The 14,099-nt window shown below is 72.3% G+C and carries 12 protein-coding genes; 4 read left to right on the forward strand and 8 right to left on the reverse strand.

Annotation, left to right across the window (positions count from 1 at the left end; all coding sequences use genetic code 11):
* Positions 1-108 precede the first annotated feature (108 nt).
* From IF43_RS0122800 to IF43_RS0122830, 7 genes are all read right to left on the reverse strand, one after another.
* Positions 109-1,332, reverse strand: a complete 1,224-nt coding sequence (locus tag IF43_RS0122800) for a glycoside hydrolase family 3 N-terminal domain-containing protein (protein WP_030203744.1) — start codon at positions 1,330-1,332, stop codon at positions 109-111.
* Positions 1,333-1,536: 204 nt separating this feature from the next.
* Positions 1,537-2,304, reverse strand: coding sequence for a polysaccharide deacetylase family protein (locus tag IF43_RS0122805; protein WP_051795873.1), 768 nt, complete (start codon positions 2,302-2,304; stop codon positions 1,537-1,539).
* A gap of 196 nt (positions 2,305-2,500) precedes the next feature.
* Entirely contained in the window at positions 2,501-3,376 is an 876-nt protein-coding gene (locus IF43_RS0122810; protein ID WP_030203750.1) for a hypothetical protein, read from the reverse strand.
* Positions 3,377-3,457: 81 nt separating this feature from the next.
* Positions 3,458-4,528 (reverse strand): ferritin-like protein, encoded by a 1,071-nt coding sequence (locus IF43_RS0122815; RefSeq protein ID WP_030203753.1) that lies wholly within the window; start codon positions 4,526-4,528, stop codon positions 3,458-3,460.
* A 243-nt stretch (positions 4,529-4,771) separates the two neighbouring features.
* Positions 4,772-5,827 (reverse strand): magnesium and cobalt transport protein CorA, encoded by a 1,056-nt coding sequence (locus tag IF43_RS0122820; protein ID WP_078910366.1) that lies wholly within the window; start codon positions 5,825-5,827, stop codon positions 4,772-4,774.
* Between the two features lie 185 nt (positions 5,828-6,012).
* Positions 6,013-7,182, reverse strand: coding sequence for a serine hydrolase domain-containing protein (locus tag IF43_RS0122825; protein ID WP_030203757.1), 1,170 nt, complete (start codon positions 7,180-7,182; stop codon positions 6,013-6,015).
* Positions 7,183-7,370: 188 nt separating this feature from the next.
* Positions 7,371-7,670, reverse strand: coding sequence for a DUF6247 family protein (locus IF43_RS0122830; protein WP_030203759.1), 300 nt, complete (start codon positions 7,668-7,670; stop codon positions 7,371-7,373).
* A 216-nt stretch (positions 7,671-7,886) separates the two neighbouring features.
* On the opposite strand from IF43_RS0122830, the gene IF43_RS0122835 reads away from it, so the two are divergent.
* A complete protein-coding gene (locus IF43_RS0122835; protein WP_158939467.1) occupies positions 7,887-11,018 on the forward strand; it encodes a DUF11 domain-containing protein in 3,132 nt (1,043 codons plus the stop codon).
* Positions 11,019-11,140: 122 nt separating this feature from the next.
* On the opposite strand, the gene IF43_RS0122840 is transcribed toward IF43_RS0122835, so the two are convergent.
* On the reverse strand, positions 11,141-11,770 hold the full coding sequence (locus IF43_RS0122840) for a class I SAM-dependent methyltransferase (protein ID WP_030203764.1): 630 nt from the start codon (positions 11,768-11,770) through the stop codon (positions 11,141-11,143).
* Between the two features lie 138 nt (positions 11,771-11,908).
* On the opposite strand from IF43_RS0122840, the gene IF43_RS0122845 reads away from it, so the two are divergent.
* The 3 genes from IF43_RS0122845 to IF43_RS41775 all read left to right on the forward strand — a co-directional run bounded on the left by IF43_RS0122845 (position 11,909) and on the right by IF43_RS41775 (position 14,011).
* Positions 11,909-12,340: an OsmC family protein gene (locus IF43_RS0122845; RefSeq protein WP_030203770.1), complete on the forward strand. Its 432-nt coding sequence runs from the start codon at positions 11,909-11,911 to the stop codon at positions 12,338-12,340.
* A 325-nt stretch (positions 12,341-12,665) separates the two neighbouring features.
* Entirely contained in the window at positions 12,666-13,706 is a 1,041-nt protein-coding gene (locus IF43_RS0122850; RefSeq protein WP_030203773.1) for a pyridoxamine 5'-phosphate oxidase family protein, read from the forward strand.
* Positions 13,703-14,011 (forward strand): hypothetical protein, encoded by a 309-nt coding sequence (locus IF43_RS41775; protein WP_030203777.1) that lies wholly within the window; start codon positions 13,703-13,705, stop codon positions 14,009-14,011. Before IF43_RS0122850 ends, IF43_RS41775 begins: the two co-directional genes overlap by 4 nt.
* Positions 14,012-14,099: the final 88 nt, after the last annotated feature.

A 14,099-nucleotide genomic window follows, 5' to 3' on the forward strand; every position in this document is an offset into this window, starting at 1 on the left:
CGGGCGCCCACGCGTGGAACCGCTCCCCCTCGGTGAACCCCGGCTTCGCCGCGAGGCGCGTCGAGCGGGCGTCGGCGGTCGGGGTGGCGAGCACGACCGCAGCCGGGTTCAACCGCAGGACAGCAGGCCCTCCTGCGCCTTGGCCGACAGGATCCGGTGGACGCTCTGGTCCACGTGCCGGGCGAACGCCTCGTCCTGGGCCGTGCGCGTCCGTACGGCGTTGGCCATGGTGGGGACCAGGCTCGGGTTGACGGTCAGGACCAGGTCCCCGCCGGCCTTCAGGAAGTCCACGGCGCGGTTGCCCGGGGGCACGGCCTTGACCGCCACGGCGTTCCCGAGGTCGTCTGAGATCACCACGCCCTTGAAGCCCAGCGTCGTACGGAGCATGCCCTGGATCACCGGGGTGGAGAACACCGCCTGGTGGTGCGGGTCGATCTTGCTGTACGTGGCCAGGGACACCATGACGAAGGGGGCGCCCGCCTTGATCCCCGAGCGGAAGGGCTCGATGCTCGCGCTCCCCGTGCCCGTCTCCGTGTCGGTCACGCCCGCCGTGGTGTCGGTGTTGCCCGTGACCCTGCCGAGTCCCGGAAAGTGCTTGAGCGTGGCCAGTACGCCGGCCTGGGCGGAGCCCTTCAGGAACGCGTCGCTGTGGACGGTCACCGTCGCGGGCGTGAAGCCGAACTGCCGGCCGTACCGGCCGATCGGCGCGTTGGCCGTGCCCAGGCTGGCCGGTACGACGTCGGCGACGGGCGCGAGGTTGAGGTCCACGCCGGCCGACTTCAGCTCTCCGGCCCACTGCTGGGCGCGGGAGCGGAGGACGTCGGGCGACCAGGTCCCCTGGACGAGCGCGCGCGGAATCTTCGAGAACCCCGGGCCGGACAGGACCTGCACCTGGCCGCCCTCCTGGTCGGTGGCCACCAGCAGGCGCACCGGGCGCCCGGCCACCGTGTCCGCCCCGGCCTGGAGGCCGTCGACCAGGTTCCTGGTCGCTGCCGTGCCCGCCGTGCTCCGCCCGGCCAGGAAGACCGACCCGACGTGGTTCTCCTGCAGCACCCGGATCTGGCTCCGGTCGGGCTGCGCGGCGGCGATGCCGCCCATGAAGAGCTGACCGATCCGTTGCGGCTCCGTCATGGCGTCGAAGACGGTGTCGGCACAGGTCGCGGCCGTCGTCGTACTGGCCGCCGTACCGACCGCCGCGCCGGGCGGCGGAGACTCGACCACGGCCCTGGAGGGGCCGGCGCAGCCGAGGCACGCGGCGACGAGCGAAGCCGTCACGAGCGGGATGCGCCAGGTCGCCCTCACGCGGGGGGAAGCCGCCTGCTGCGCTGTCATACGAGCCCCTTCCGGGACGCTGACCGCGGACCCGGGCCGTTTCCCCGGTCGAGATCACGTGGCCGGCCCACCCAACGTACCTCCATCCGAGGGTGCCCGCCTCGGCGGCGCCGGGACGGTGCGGCAGGGGGCGGTCCGCCTGGGTGCGGTGTGCCCGGGGGCGCCGGGCGCCCGGTCACCCGGTGTCCACGTCGGGGAACCCGGTCAGGCGGCGTCGACGGCGGGGAAGGTGAAGGCGTAACCCTTCTCGGCGAACCACGGAAGGACCCGCTCCAGTGCGGCCACCGTCTCGGAGCGGTCGCCGCCCCCGTCGTGGAAGAGCACGGTGGGTCGGTGCACCAGCAGCTTCTCCACGGATTCGATGATCGACGGCACGCCCGGACGGCTCCAGTCCCTCGGGTCCACGCTCCAGCCCAGCGGCCGCATCCCGTGCTCGGCGGCGATTCGGCGGCTGGCCGGCGTGAAGGCGCCACCCGGGGCCCGGTAGTAGTCCACGCGCACGCCGGGGGCCGCCTTCTCGATCATCGTCTTGCCGCCGACGATCTCCCGCTCCTGGTAGGCGACCGGTTTGCGATCCATCGCGGTGTCGTGGCCGACCGAGTGGTCACACAGCCGGTGCCCGCGCGCGGCGACCTCCCGCACCAGGTCGGGGTGCTCCTGCGCGTGCTTGCCGATCATGCAGAAGACGGCCTTGACCCGGTAGTGGTCGAGGACGTCGAGGACCTTGGGGGTCCAGACCGGGTCGGGTCCGTCGTCGATCGTGATGGCGACCGAGCGCTCGGCACCCGCGGCCGTCCTGGTGATCGTCACGGGCGGCATCGCCGGCCGGGCCTTCGACGGCTTGGCCACCTCCCCGCCGCCGCCCGCCGCGGCGTACGAGGGAGCGCACATCAGCACCCCGGGGATGAGCACGGCCGCTGCCAGGCCGGCACGGTGTGCCCGCCGGCGGATACGCCTCCTGCTGATGGCCATGGATGTCGCTCCCGTGTCGCACCGAAGTCCCCGCCCGGAAGCCTCAGGCAACGCACGGGACGTCCCCGGCCGCGATCGCCCCCTCAGAGCCGGGTACGCAATGCCCCCGCTCCGATTCTGCGCCAGCCGTCACCCTGCCCACCACAAGCTGGACCAAAATGTGCGTACCGCCACATCACGCGACTTTCCCGGTCCTTCACCACTGGTACATGTACTGGTGCCACGTGTCGTGATGGCCGGTGCCGTAGTACGTCCACGTGTCGGTGTCGAGCAGCACCACGTGGCCGCCCCAGTACACGCTCTCGTCGAGCTGGAAGACCGCCCACCATCCGGTGTCCTTGGTCGGCGTGTCGCTCGTGCGGACCGCTTTGGACTTGAACCAGGACCACATGTCCCGGGCCCGGATGGGCCGGCGGGCGTAGGTGTAGCACCGGGCGTGGATGTGCGGGTTGGGAGCGGAGAGCTCCGTGTATCCGGCGCGGATGAACGCGTCCGAGAGGAAGTGGGCGCAGTTGTTGGCGAAGGCGTCGCCGGCGACGCACCTGTTCGTCCAGTGGGCTCCGACGGTGGAGAGGGGCGGGGCGAGCACCCGGGCCCGGGTCGCCGGTTCCGGTCCCACCCCCGCCGCCGCGTAGTGCGGGGCGCCCGGCCCGTGCGTGTCGGGCGGCGGAGCCAGGTGCTCCATCGCTTCCGCGTTCGGGGGCCCGAAGGGCCGCCTCGCCGGCCTCGGCCCTCCCGGGACCACGGGGCTCGGCGGCGGCGCGACGTCCTCCATGGCGACCATGAAGGAGTCCGGCGGTTCACCGGCGCGCATCCGGCCCAGGCGGAACGCCGTGGCGCCCCTGCGCACGTACACCCGGATCCGGTCCTCGCCGACGGTCTCCCGGTCCATGATGTCGGACTTGGCGAAGGAGTAGACGCGGTCGCCGGACTCGACGATCAGGATGTTGCCCGGGATGTTCCCGTCATCGCGGACGTAGCCCTCGAAGGGGACGGTGGAATCGCGTTTCGACGCCCGTTCCATGAGCGAACTGAGGTCGTCCTGCTGACTCTTCATGATGTTCTCGGCCATGTCGTCGTTCGCCTCCTGAACGCGGGCGTGCGGCCGTTGGCGTCCCCCTGCCCCCCTGTCTCCACTACCTGTGACGTCCCGTCAGGGAGCCACGAAGCGGAACTCCGGCCCGTAGTTCTTGCCACTGCCGTCGGGGAGCGGGACCGCCATCAGCTGTTGGGCGGGATCCTGCAGCTCGGACATCTGCCCTATCGCGGTGAACAGCAGCTCCTGCCCGTCGGACTCGTCGTGCTGCAGCCACGCCTGACCCAGCGTGCTCAGCAGGGTGCTGTAGAGCCGGTTGAACTCGTCGAGGCGTTGCGTCGTCGCGGCGTCCGGCGCGGAAGGTCCCGTGCGGGGCCACCCCCCTTCGGGCACGGTCCCCATAGGCAGCGCGTCGGGCATCGGGATCTCCGCCCCCTCGAACTCGAACTTCCCGGTCACGGGGTTCTCCGTCAGCTTGCGCTGGTGGAAGATCTCCAGGAAGGCGTAGTAGTGGGCCCGTTCTCCCTGCGTCCCCGGGAACGGGTTGTCGGGCGAGGCCGACGTGCCCTCGCCCTGTTCCTTGATCACGTCGATGGCCGACTCGACCGCGGCGAGCGTGCGCAGGGGCCTGACGTTGTTCCCCGCACCGTGATGGGGCATGTCCAGGGTCAGCTGCCGGGCGCCGGTGATCCGTTCCGGGTGCGCGCGGAACGCCTCCAGGAGCGCGGTGTAGAAGGCCCCGATCGACGTGTGCTCCGCCACGGCCAGCACGAGCGGGTGGTCCGGCTCCTCGATGCGGGAGTACATGTACGCCGCGTCCTGCGTCAGTCCGCCGAGGGAGACGCAGAGTTCGGGCCGTACGCCGCCCGGCAGTGGGCCGGGGTACGTCGGCACCACCCTCTCGTCGGCGAGCACGAGGTCCCCGCCGAGCGTGGTGAGCAGGTTGCACGCCAGACCGAAGTGCGACATCTCGTCGAAGACGATCTCCCGGATCGTGTCGAAGACGGAGCCGTCCCCCGTCGAGGTGTCGATCGACCACAGGCCGCACAGGTACGGCGGGAGCGTGGCGAGTTCCAGCAGGACCGCCTGCTGCGCCGCGTCCCGCATCCAGTCGGCGTCACGCTCCTCCGCGGGCTGCTCCATCAGTTCGACGATGCGGTTGCTCCGGGCGTACAGCAGCGGGTTCACCACCGGTCTCCTTCCGGACCAGTCCCTCCAGGGCGGGGGCGGGCGGAGGCGGACGGGTCGTCCTGCCGCGCCGGCCGCTCCGAGAGCGTGACGAGTGCGCGCAGGCGCAGGGGGGTGAGTCGAGGAGGGAGGGGGAAGAGGGGTGCGTCTGCGGTCCTGCAGGGTGCTCCCGAGAGCGGGAGTTCGCTCTTCACGCCATCACCCATGGTAGGGCGGAGCGCCGCTGTCGGCGCGCCGCCGTGCTCAATCCCTGCGGGCCGGCGGGACGTGCCGGAGGGCGTTGCCCACGCCGTTCACCGGGGGTGCCGAGTGGCGGTGCCGGCGGCGCAGCCAGACGTACAGCACCAGGCAGGGCAGGACGAGGCCGCACACGCTGAGGACCAGGAACGCGGTGAAGGTGTTGATGTGGCGTACCAGCCAGGCGAAGTTCTGCCCGAAGAAACCGACCACGAAGGACAGCGGGAGGAACACGGTCGCGACGATCGTCAGCCGCTCCATCGTGGCGCTCTGCCTGAGGTTGATCTTGTTCTGCTCGACGGAGATCACCGCGATGTTCGCTTCCAGGACGGTGGTCAGGAGGTCGCGTTGGGCGGCGACCTCCTCGTTGACCAGCAGCAGGTGGTCGTGCACGTCGCGGAAGTAGGGCAGGAGCCCGTTCGGCGACCTGCCGGGCAGCAGCCGTCGGGCCAGCACGGCGAGCAGCGGGTGCACGGCCCGGTAGAAGTCCGTGGCCTCGCGCCGCAGGGAGTAGATCCGCTCCGTCGGGGCGACCGTCCCGGAGAACACCGTGGCCTCGATCTGCTCGATGTCGCGTTCGAGCTCCGTCACGACGGGGGCGTAGCTGTCGACGACCTGGTCGAGGATCGCCCACAGTGTCGAGGTGCTCCCGGCCCGCAGCAGTTCGGGGCGGTGCTCGAGCCGGGCGCGGGCACCGGTCAGTTCGCTGGCGATGCCCTGGCGAACGGTGATCACGAAGTGCTCGGCGAGGAAGACGCTGATCTCGCCGGTGTCGATCTCCTCGCGCTCGTCGTCGTAGCGTGCGGTGCGCAGGATGATCAGCTCCGTCCCGTCCTCGTACTGCTCGGCCTTCGGTCGCAGGTGGAAGGCCTGGGCGTCCTCGACGGCGAGTTCGTGCAGTCCGAAGCTCTCGCGCACGCGGGCCAGTTCCTCGGGGCTCGGTTCGAACATGCCCAGCCAGACGAACCCGCCCTGCCCGCAGCGGGCGGCCGCCTCCTCCAGCGGCATCGGGCCCTGATGCTGCCGGCGTCCGTCCCGGTAGTGGGCACAGTCGACGATCATGGTCTACCTCCCGGTCGCCCGATCCGGAGTGGGCCCGCTCCCCACGCTAGAACGTCCGGCTTGCCGGAGGGCTCGGGCGCGCCGAGCACCCCGCGGCCGGCGCGCGCCGGTCGCTCCGGTCATCCCGGTCACCCCGGTCACCCCGGGCGCCCACCGCCCGGGCGCCCTGCGGGCCGGTGGGGGCCTCAGCGGCACAGGGCCGTGTCGACGAGTCGCTCGGCTCGCTGCAGTGGAGCCTCGTCGACCGGCTGCGCGGTCACCGCGATCGCGGCCGCACGGCCGTCCTCGGTGACGCCGCCCCGGGTCTCGTACCCCGGAATGCTGCCCCCGTGGCCCCAGTAGAGGCCCCCGCACGAGAGGGGCCTGCTCGCGATGCCCAGTCCGTACCGCGCGCCGGGACCGAAGGTGTCCTCCGCCGGGACGGTGGTGCGCATCTGGGCCAGCTGGGCCGCGGGCAGCAGCCGGCCGCCCAGGAGCGCGGTGAAGAACCGGTTGAGATCGGAGTTCGTGGAGACCAGCTGACCGGCGGCCCAGCCCCATGAGGGGTCCAGTTCGGTGACGTCCTTCAGCGGGCCGCCCGCCGACTCCTGGTAGTAGCCGTGCGGATGGGGCTCGCGGATGCTCGTGACGCCGGGCGCGGGGAAGTACGTGTGCCGCAGCCCCAGGGGCCGGATCACGCGCTCCTCCAGTTCCCTGGCGAAGGGCCGGCCCGTGACCTTCTGCACGATCAGCCCGGCCAGCACGTAGTTCGTGTTGCTGTACTCCCACTTGGTGCCCGGCCGGAAGTGGCCCTCGTGCCGCAGGGCGATGTCCACCAGGTCGCGCGGCTCGTAGTACCCGGGCCTCAGGTCGTACGCGGTGTAGTTGGGCAGACCGCTGGTGTGCTGGAGGAGCTGGCGGACCGTGATGCGGCGCCCGTCGATGCGCTTCCCGCGGACCAGCCCCGGCAGGTAGGTCTCGATCGGGGCGTCCAGGCCGACCTTCCCCTCCGCGACCAGTTGCAGCACGACCACCGCGGTGAACGTCTTGGTGTTGCTGCCCACCCGCACCTGTCCGTCCCGGGGCACCTTCGAGCCGGTGGCGATCTCGCCGACGCCGGCCGTGTACGTACGGACGCGGCCGTCCCGCCCCGTGACGGTCGCCAGCGCCGCCGGCAGGCCGTCTCCGCGGACCAGGGCGTCGAGCCCCCGCTGCACGGTGTCCGGCCGGGCGGCGGCGACCACCGGCGGTGCCAGTGCACCGAGCGTCAGCGCGCCGACGGCCAGCGCGGCCGCGGCCGACACCGCCGTGCGCCTGCCACCCGGCCGCCGGCCGGTCGGCCGCCACCACTGCCCGGTCCGCACCTGCTCGCCCATGGGCCAACTCCTCTGGATCGGCTGCGAATGCGGCGGAACGTCCCGCCGCGTCGATCATGCGCGGGGAGGAGCCGTGAGGGCGATCACGCCTGCCCCCGGAGAGGGGGTGGGGGTAGCCCCCGGGGAGGGACCGAAGGTGGCCCCCGGGGACGGACCGACCAGGGCGGTCCGGAGGCGCAGCGGTTCGGTCACCGGCGGGTGCCCAGGACGTCGGCGAGGTCCACGTAGCCGGTCTCGTCGCGGCCCGAGTCCAGGTACGCGTCCACGGCCGGGGCCGCGGCGAGGCGCTGCTGCCAGGCGCGTACGACGTCGTGGAGCGGGGTGAGGCTGTAGCTGTGGCGGGCGTCCTCCGCGGCCTTGGCCCAGTCCCGCTCGAAGGCGGGCACCCACACCTCGGCGCGGCGGTCCTCGCGCAGCCGGGCCCGTAGGCGGGCGGCCGCGGCGGGGGCCGGCGGCGGTGCGGGGGCTTCCTCGGGCTGCGCGCTCACGCTGTCCTCCTGCCAGACGTCCTGCCGCCACGGTAGCGGCGTCCGCGGGTCACCACTGACCAGCGGAACGATTCGGCAATTCCGACGCGCCGCATACGCAGACCTGTCGACCCTTTTACGCCATATAGTGCGTACGCATTTATCTCGCCTCGAACTCTATTTCTCTTTTCTGACAATTTCCGCCATGATGTTCGGTTTTATTCAGGAGGAGGCGGCGTGGTCATCAGACATACGTTTCGTCGGACGTTCGGGAACAGACGGGGTGCGCGCCGCGCGGGCGTCCTCGTCCTGGCCCTGCTCTTCGGCTTGGTGGCATGGGTCGGCGCTCCGGCCGCACATGCGGTGCCGACCGTGCCGGTCTCCGTCACCGTGACGAGTGTCGACGGGGTCGGCGACGACCTCGACGGAATCGGCCGCAGCGACGCGGACTTCTACGCCGGCGTCGAATTCGGCACGGGGACCATCAACGCCACGACGACCGCGGGCAACAGTTTCGGCACCCACGTCGACGACGCCCCGCACATCACCCCCTTCTGGGTGCTCTCCGGGCTCGTCGATCCGTTCACCGTGAACGACGTCCCGACGGCGAACCTGACCCTGTCCGTCTGGGACCACGACGACTGCGACACGCCCTTCTGCACGGACACCGGCGTGACGGAGTCGGACGACGACCGGCTCGACATCAAGTCCGGTGCCGGCGAGACGGTCGCCGTGGCCCTCGACCTGCGGACCGGCCGCTGGAGCGGGGACGTCAACTGGCCTTCGAACTGCGTCACCGGGGACGGCGGCGAGGCCGTCAAGGTCTGCTTCGACATCAGCGTCGACTCGGCGAGCGGGGACGCCGACGGCGACGGACTGCTCGACGGCTGGGAGCGCAACGGCTACAACGACGACGGCAACAGCACGATCGACGTGGACCTGCCGCGCTTCGGGGCCGAGCCCGACCACAAGGACCTCTTCCTGGAGCTCGACTACTCCGCCGGGCAGGCGCCCGCGCGTGACGACGTCGAGGCGGTGCGGGACGCCTTCGCCGACGCCCCGTTCGACAACGTCGACGGCACACGGGGCATCAGGCTGCACGTGGACACGGGCAACCTCGTGGATCTCGGGGCCCGCAAGGGCCAGGCGCCGGGCACCTGCACGGACATGATCGACAACAACGGCGACGGACAGACGGACGCTGCCGACGTGGACTGCAGCAACACGAACGGCGGTTCCGGGGAGTACCTGGAGACGAGCGTCGAGGACCCGCAGCCCAACTGCACCCTTGCGGACACGGGCAACCCCGACTGCCTCGTCGGCGACGACCTCGGCGGCGGGAACCAGTTGCCCCAGCATCTGAACAACTGCGGTCTCGACGGGGCCTTCAGGAACGCGAAGGACGGTGGCGGCGCCTTCCCGACGGCCAACTTCAACAGGAACCGCAGGCTGATCTTCCGCTACGCCATCAGCACCCTGTCCGATCAGGACACCGACGGCCGCGGGCCCGACACGGGCTGCGCGTCCGGTGGGCAGGGAGAGCTCGGCGGCAACGACTTCGTCGAGTACAACCACGACGGCGGCACCCTGATGCACGAGCTCGGGCACAACCTGAACCTCGACCACGGTGGCGACGAGGACAAGAACTGCAAACCGAACTACATCAGCGTGATGGACTACGACGAGCAGTTCGGGATCGGCCGCGTCCGCGGCGGAGCGATCATCGACTACTCGCCGCCGAGGATCGCCCTGAACGGCAGCCCCCGCGGCTTCGCGCCACTGCCGAAGCTGAAGGAGGACGCGCTCAACGAGAACGTCGTACTGGACTCCACCGACAACGAGAACACCATCGTGTTCAAGGACGGGGCGGGCCGGCGGCGCACCGGCCCGCTGACCGGCGGCATCGACTGGAACGGTGACAACGCCGACCCGCCGTTCGAGTCGACCGTTCCGCCGACCAACATCAACACCTCGAGCCCGCCCGGGCCGGTTCCGGCCCCGCCCGCGCCCGCGCCCCAGCGCCCCGTGGACTGTGCGAGCAACACCAGCAACACCGACGCCAACATCACCGGGCACCACGACTGGAACCGGGTCTCGCTCCCGTTCCGCCAGTTCCCCGCCTCGCGGAGCGGAGCGCTCGAACCCCTGGACGAGACGCTGCCGACCCTCGCGGACCGGGACATCATGACCGCCCAGGCCAACACCGCGGACGTCAGCGTCGCCATCGCCGACACCCCCGACCCGGTCGGAGCCGGCGAGCAGCTGAAGCTGGGCCTGACCGCGACCAACCACGGGCCGAACCCGGCCCACTCGACCGAGGTGACCACCACCCTCCCCGAGGGCGTCGAGTTCGTGGACACGAGCGTGCCGTGCGTCCGCTCCGGCCGCGTCGTGACCTGCAACCTCGGCAGCCTCGCGGCGAACACGTCCACGTCCTTCGACATCCGTGTGAACATCCCGGCCGGCTTCCTCTACCCCGGCGGGCAGAAGACGATCACCACCACGGCGAGCGTCGACAACCTGTACGGCCCCGACCCGGAGAGCGGGAACGACCGCGCCTCGCAGGACACGCTCGTCATCACCAAGGCCGACGTCAAGATCACTGACGTGAGGACGAGCTCGCCGCTCGAGGTCCTGATCGGCCAGTCCGCGCAGGCCGCGGTCGAGGTGACCGTCGAGAACGGCGGACCGTCCAGCCCGGTGGACGCCCTGCTCACCGGGACGGCCACCGCGAGCAGCGGAGCCGGTGTCGTGCCGGCGGCGACCTCCGCGCCGCAGACCGCCCTCGCGGTCGGCGCACCGCGGACGGTCAGCCAGACGTTCAACCTCACCTGCCGGTCCCCCGGCTTCAAGACGGTCTCGTTCGACTACGCGCTCGCGCTGACGGACCCGAACGGGGTCGACCCGGTCCCGGCGAACAACACCAGGTCCGTGTCGTTCAGGATCGACTGCGTGGTCCCGATCGCCGTCAACGTCCGGCCCGGGGGCTTCCCGAACTCGATCAACCTCCTGACCGACGCGACGCTCGCGGCGCTGACGACCAGGGCCGGCGAGTACGGGCTCCCGCTCTCCTTCGACGCGACGTCGATCGACCCCCTGTCGGCCCGCTGGGGCCTGCGGGGCAACGTGTTCAACACGGGCACGGTGTCCGGCGCCAGGGAGATCCACGACAGGGGCCACATCGAGCGCTCCTACGAGCTGGACGAGCGGACCCGTGACGCGGACCTGGACATGGTGATGCACTTCAAGCCCGCCGACAGCGGCTTGACCCCGCAGTCCACCGAGGCCTGCCTGAAGACGGACTTCCGGTCCGCCGACGGCACGCGGTTCCGCGCCCTGGGCTGCGACTCGGTCCGGATCACACCCTAGCCACCCCGCACCCGCCGTAGCGGCGGGCGAAGGCAAGGAAACCACCAGGGCCCGGCCCTGGTGGTTTCCTCGCGCTGCCAGACGTCGCGGGCAGGCGGGACCTTCGACAGGGCCCGGCCCAGCTAGGGGCGGTGGGCCATCAAGTGGGCGTCGAGGAAGCCGCGTTCGGAGGCCGGGTCGTGGAGGAGCCGGGCGAAGGGGACGAGCCCGGCCCCGGTCAGCAGCTCGGCGAACGAGTCCGCCGGCCAGCTGTAGGCGGGCGTCACCTTGTGGTCGAAGCGGACCGGCTCCGGGCCGTCGGTCGCGAAGAACGAGACGAGGAGCAGCCCGCCCGGGGCCAGGACGCGCACCTGCTCGGCGAGCAGGGCGGGCAGGGACGCGGGCGGGGTGTGGATCATGGAGTAGTGGGCAAGGATGCCGCCCAGCACGCGGTCCTCGACCGGCAGGGCCTCCATCCGCCCCTCCTCGAACCGCAACGCCGGGTGGGCCCGCCGTGCGTGGTCCACCATGGCCGGGGAGAGGTCGAGCCCGAAGGCGTCCAGCCCCAGGTCGTGCAGCATGGCCGTCAGGTGGCCGGGCCCGCACCCGACATCGGCGGTCCGCAGGGTGCCGGTCGCGCGTACGAGTTCGGCGAAGGTGGCGAGCATGGCGCGGGTGAACGGTCGCGTCTCCAGCCGGTCGGCGAACATCGACGCGTACAGCTCGGCCATCCCGTCGTAAGCGACCCTGGTCTCGTCCTGGTGTCCCGCCACGGGGCAGACGCTAACACCCGCGCGGGCCCACGCAGAGGGGCGGTGCGGCGATCGACGGGGGCAAGGGGCGGGTGAACGGGACGGCACGGTGCGTCTTCCAGCGGCTCCGCGCGCGGCCCCCGTCGCTACTGTCGGGGCATGACCTCTGATTCCCTGCGCTCCGTCACCGTCGAGCGGACCGGCCCTGGCCGGTTCACCGCCACCAACTCCCGCGGCGACACCGTGACCTTCAGCACCGGCTCGGCCGGGGGCTTCACCCCCGTGGAGCTCTTCCTCGCCGCGCTCGGGGGCTGTTCCGCGGCGGACGTGGACGCCGCCACGACGCGGCACGCCGAGCCGAGCGTCTTCTCCCTCACCGTCGAGGGCCACAAGGTCCAGGACGAGGGCGGCAACCTCATGACCGACCTGGAGGTCGCCTTCACCGTCGCATTCCCCGAGGGAGAGGGCGGCGACCGGGCCCGGGCGATCCTGCCGCGCGCCGTGAAGACCTCGCACGACAAGCTCTGCACGGTCAGCCGCACGGTGGAGGCCGGGACACCCGTCGTCGTGAAGGTCGTCGGCGGGGGCTGAGCCGGCAGGAGGCGGGCGCGCGGGCCCCGCGATCCTGGCCCCGCCCAGGCGTCGCGGGGCCCGGCGGGCCGGGCGGCCCCCACGCCGGCGGACCGGACGCCGGCTCGGCGGCAAGCCGGCTGCAAGTCCACGGCAAGGGGCTACCGGCACGGTCGTTGCGTCGTTCGTCCGCAGTCGATCCATGGAGCCAGTCGCCGTGTCCCCGAGCCGTGCCCTCCCCGAACGCGCCCCGAGCGGGCGGCCGCCGCAGGAGCGTCCCCCCGTCCGTGATTCCGTCCGCAATTCCGTCCCCGGCTCCGTCCCCGGCTCCGTCCGCGGTTCCGTCCTGGGCTCCGCCCCGCTGGACGCGCTGGACGCGTACCGCACCTGCGAGTTCGCCACGCTGACCAGGAGCGGTACCCCCATGGCCTGGCCCACGGCGGTGGCCCGGCGCGCGGACGGGACCCTGCTCCTGACCACGTCCCTCGCGTTCGCCCAGAAGGCTCTGAACGTCCGCCGCGACGGGCGCGTCGCCCTGCTCTTCTCCGATCCGACCGGCAGCGGCCTCGACCCGGCCCCGCAGATCTTCGTGTCGGGCCGCGCGGAGTGCCGGGAGGAAGTGATGACCGGACCTCAGGGGACCGAGGAATACTGGCGAATGCTGTTCGAGCGGCAACCGCACAGCCGGGCGTACCTCTCGGCTCCGATGAGGCCGCTGATGCACTGGTACTACCTGCGCCTGATCATCACCGTGGTACCCGAGCAGGTGATCGTGCGGCCACCCCGGGACGCGCTCGCGGCCGGAGCCGCGGCGGTCCCGGCCGGCTGGGCCGGCTCCGCGCCCGCACCCGCACCCGGGCCCGCGAGCGGGACCCGCGTCGGCAGGAGCCGGGGCGCCGCCCGGGTCGGCGGCAGCGGGAGCGGGGCCGCCGGACCGCGGATCGGGGGGCTGGTGGGGGCCGGGCAACTGGCCCGCTGCGCAACGGCGGTACTGACCGCCCGGGACGCCTCCGGGGCTCCCGTGCTGGCCCGGACCCGGCCGCTGCCGACCGCCGCCGGATACCTGGTCGACGTACCGTCCGACTGCGCCGCCACGCCCGGCCCGGCCTCGCTGCTGGTGCACCGGCACGACGAGCTCCTCGACAAGATGTACAACGCCGTCGTCCGCGGCGAGCTGCACCGGACGGAGGCGGGTTGGCTCCTGGCGCCCTCGTCGGTGGTGGAACCGATGGGCTCCGGGCGGGCCGTCGATGCCGTACGCGTACTGCGGCGCACCAAGCGGGCCACCGACCGGTACCTGGACCGCCGCGGTCTGCGACGCCCCAAGGTGGAGTGGGACCTGTTCCGTGCCCTGTCGGAGTCCGCGGCGCGGCGGGAGGGCACGTGACCGCGCAGGACGGGCCGGAGGCGCAGGACGGGCCGGACGGGGGCGGGCAGGTGCCGCGCGCACGCGTCCCGCGCGGCCGGGCCCGGCTCGTCGCCGCGCTCACCCGGCTGCGGCGCCCGGGCGGCGGCGGTGGGGACGGTCGGGACGGCGGGGACGGTGGGGACGGCGGGGACGGTGGGGACGGCGGGGACGGCGGGGACGGTGGGGACGGCGGGGACGGCAGGCGTGACAGGGGCTGGAGCGGCGCCGACGCCCCGAGCGGCGACCTGCGCCTGCGCGAGGTGATGCGCTCACCCCATCACTGAGGCGGGCTGGCGCGCGGCGCGGCGCGGGCCGCCCGGGCGCTCACCCGGCGCAGACCCGGCGGTCGCACCGCGACGCCACCGCCGTGTC

The organism is Streptomyces sp. NRRL S-87 (assembly GCF_000719335.1).
GTDB lineage: Bacteria > Actinomycetota > Actinomycetes > Streptomycetales > Streptomycetaceae > Streptomyces.

What these genes read in the sequence shown, in the direction of transcription:
- IF43_RS0122800 (WP_030203744.1), bottom strand. Translation starts at nt 1,332, where the DNA reads ATGACAGCGCAGCAGGCGGCTTCCCCCCGCGTGAGGGCGACCTGGCGC.
- IF43_RS0122805 (WP_051795873.1), bottom strand. Translation starts at nt 2,304, where the DNA reads ATGGCCATCAGCAGGAGGCGTATCCGCCGGCGGGCACACCGTGCCGGC.
- IF43_RS0122810 (WP_030203750.1), bottom strand. Translation starts at nt 3,376, where the DNA reads ATGGCCGAGAACATCATGAAGAGTCAGCAGGACGACCTCAGTTCGCTC.
- IF43_RS0122820 (WP_078910366.1), bottom strand. Translation starts at nt 5,827, where the DNA reads ATGATCGTCGACTGTGCCCACTACCGGGACGGACGCCGGCAGCATCAG.
- IF43_RS0122825 (WP_030203757.1), bottom strand. Translation starts at nt 7,182, where the DNA reads ATGGGCGAGCAGGTGCGGACCGGGCAGTGGTGGCGGCCGACCGGCCGG.
- IF43_RS0122845 (WP_030203770.1), top strand. Translation starts at nt 11,909, where the DNA reads ATGACCTCTGATTCCCTGCGCTCCGTCACCGTCGAGCGGACCGGCCCT.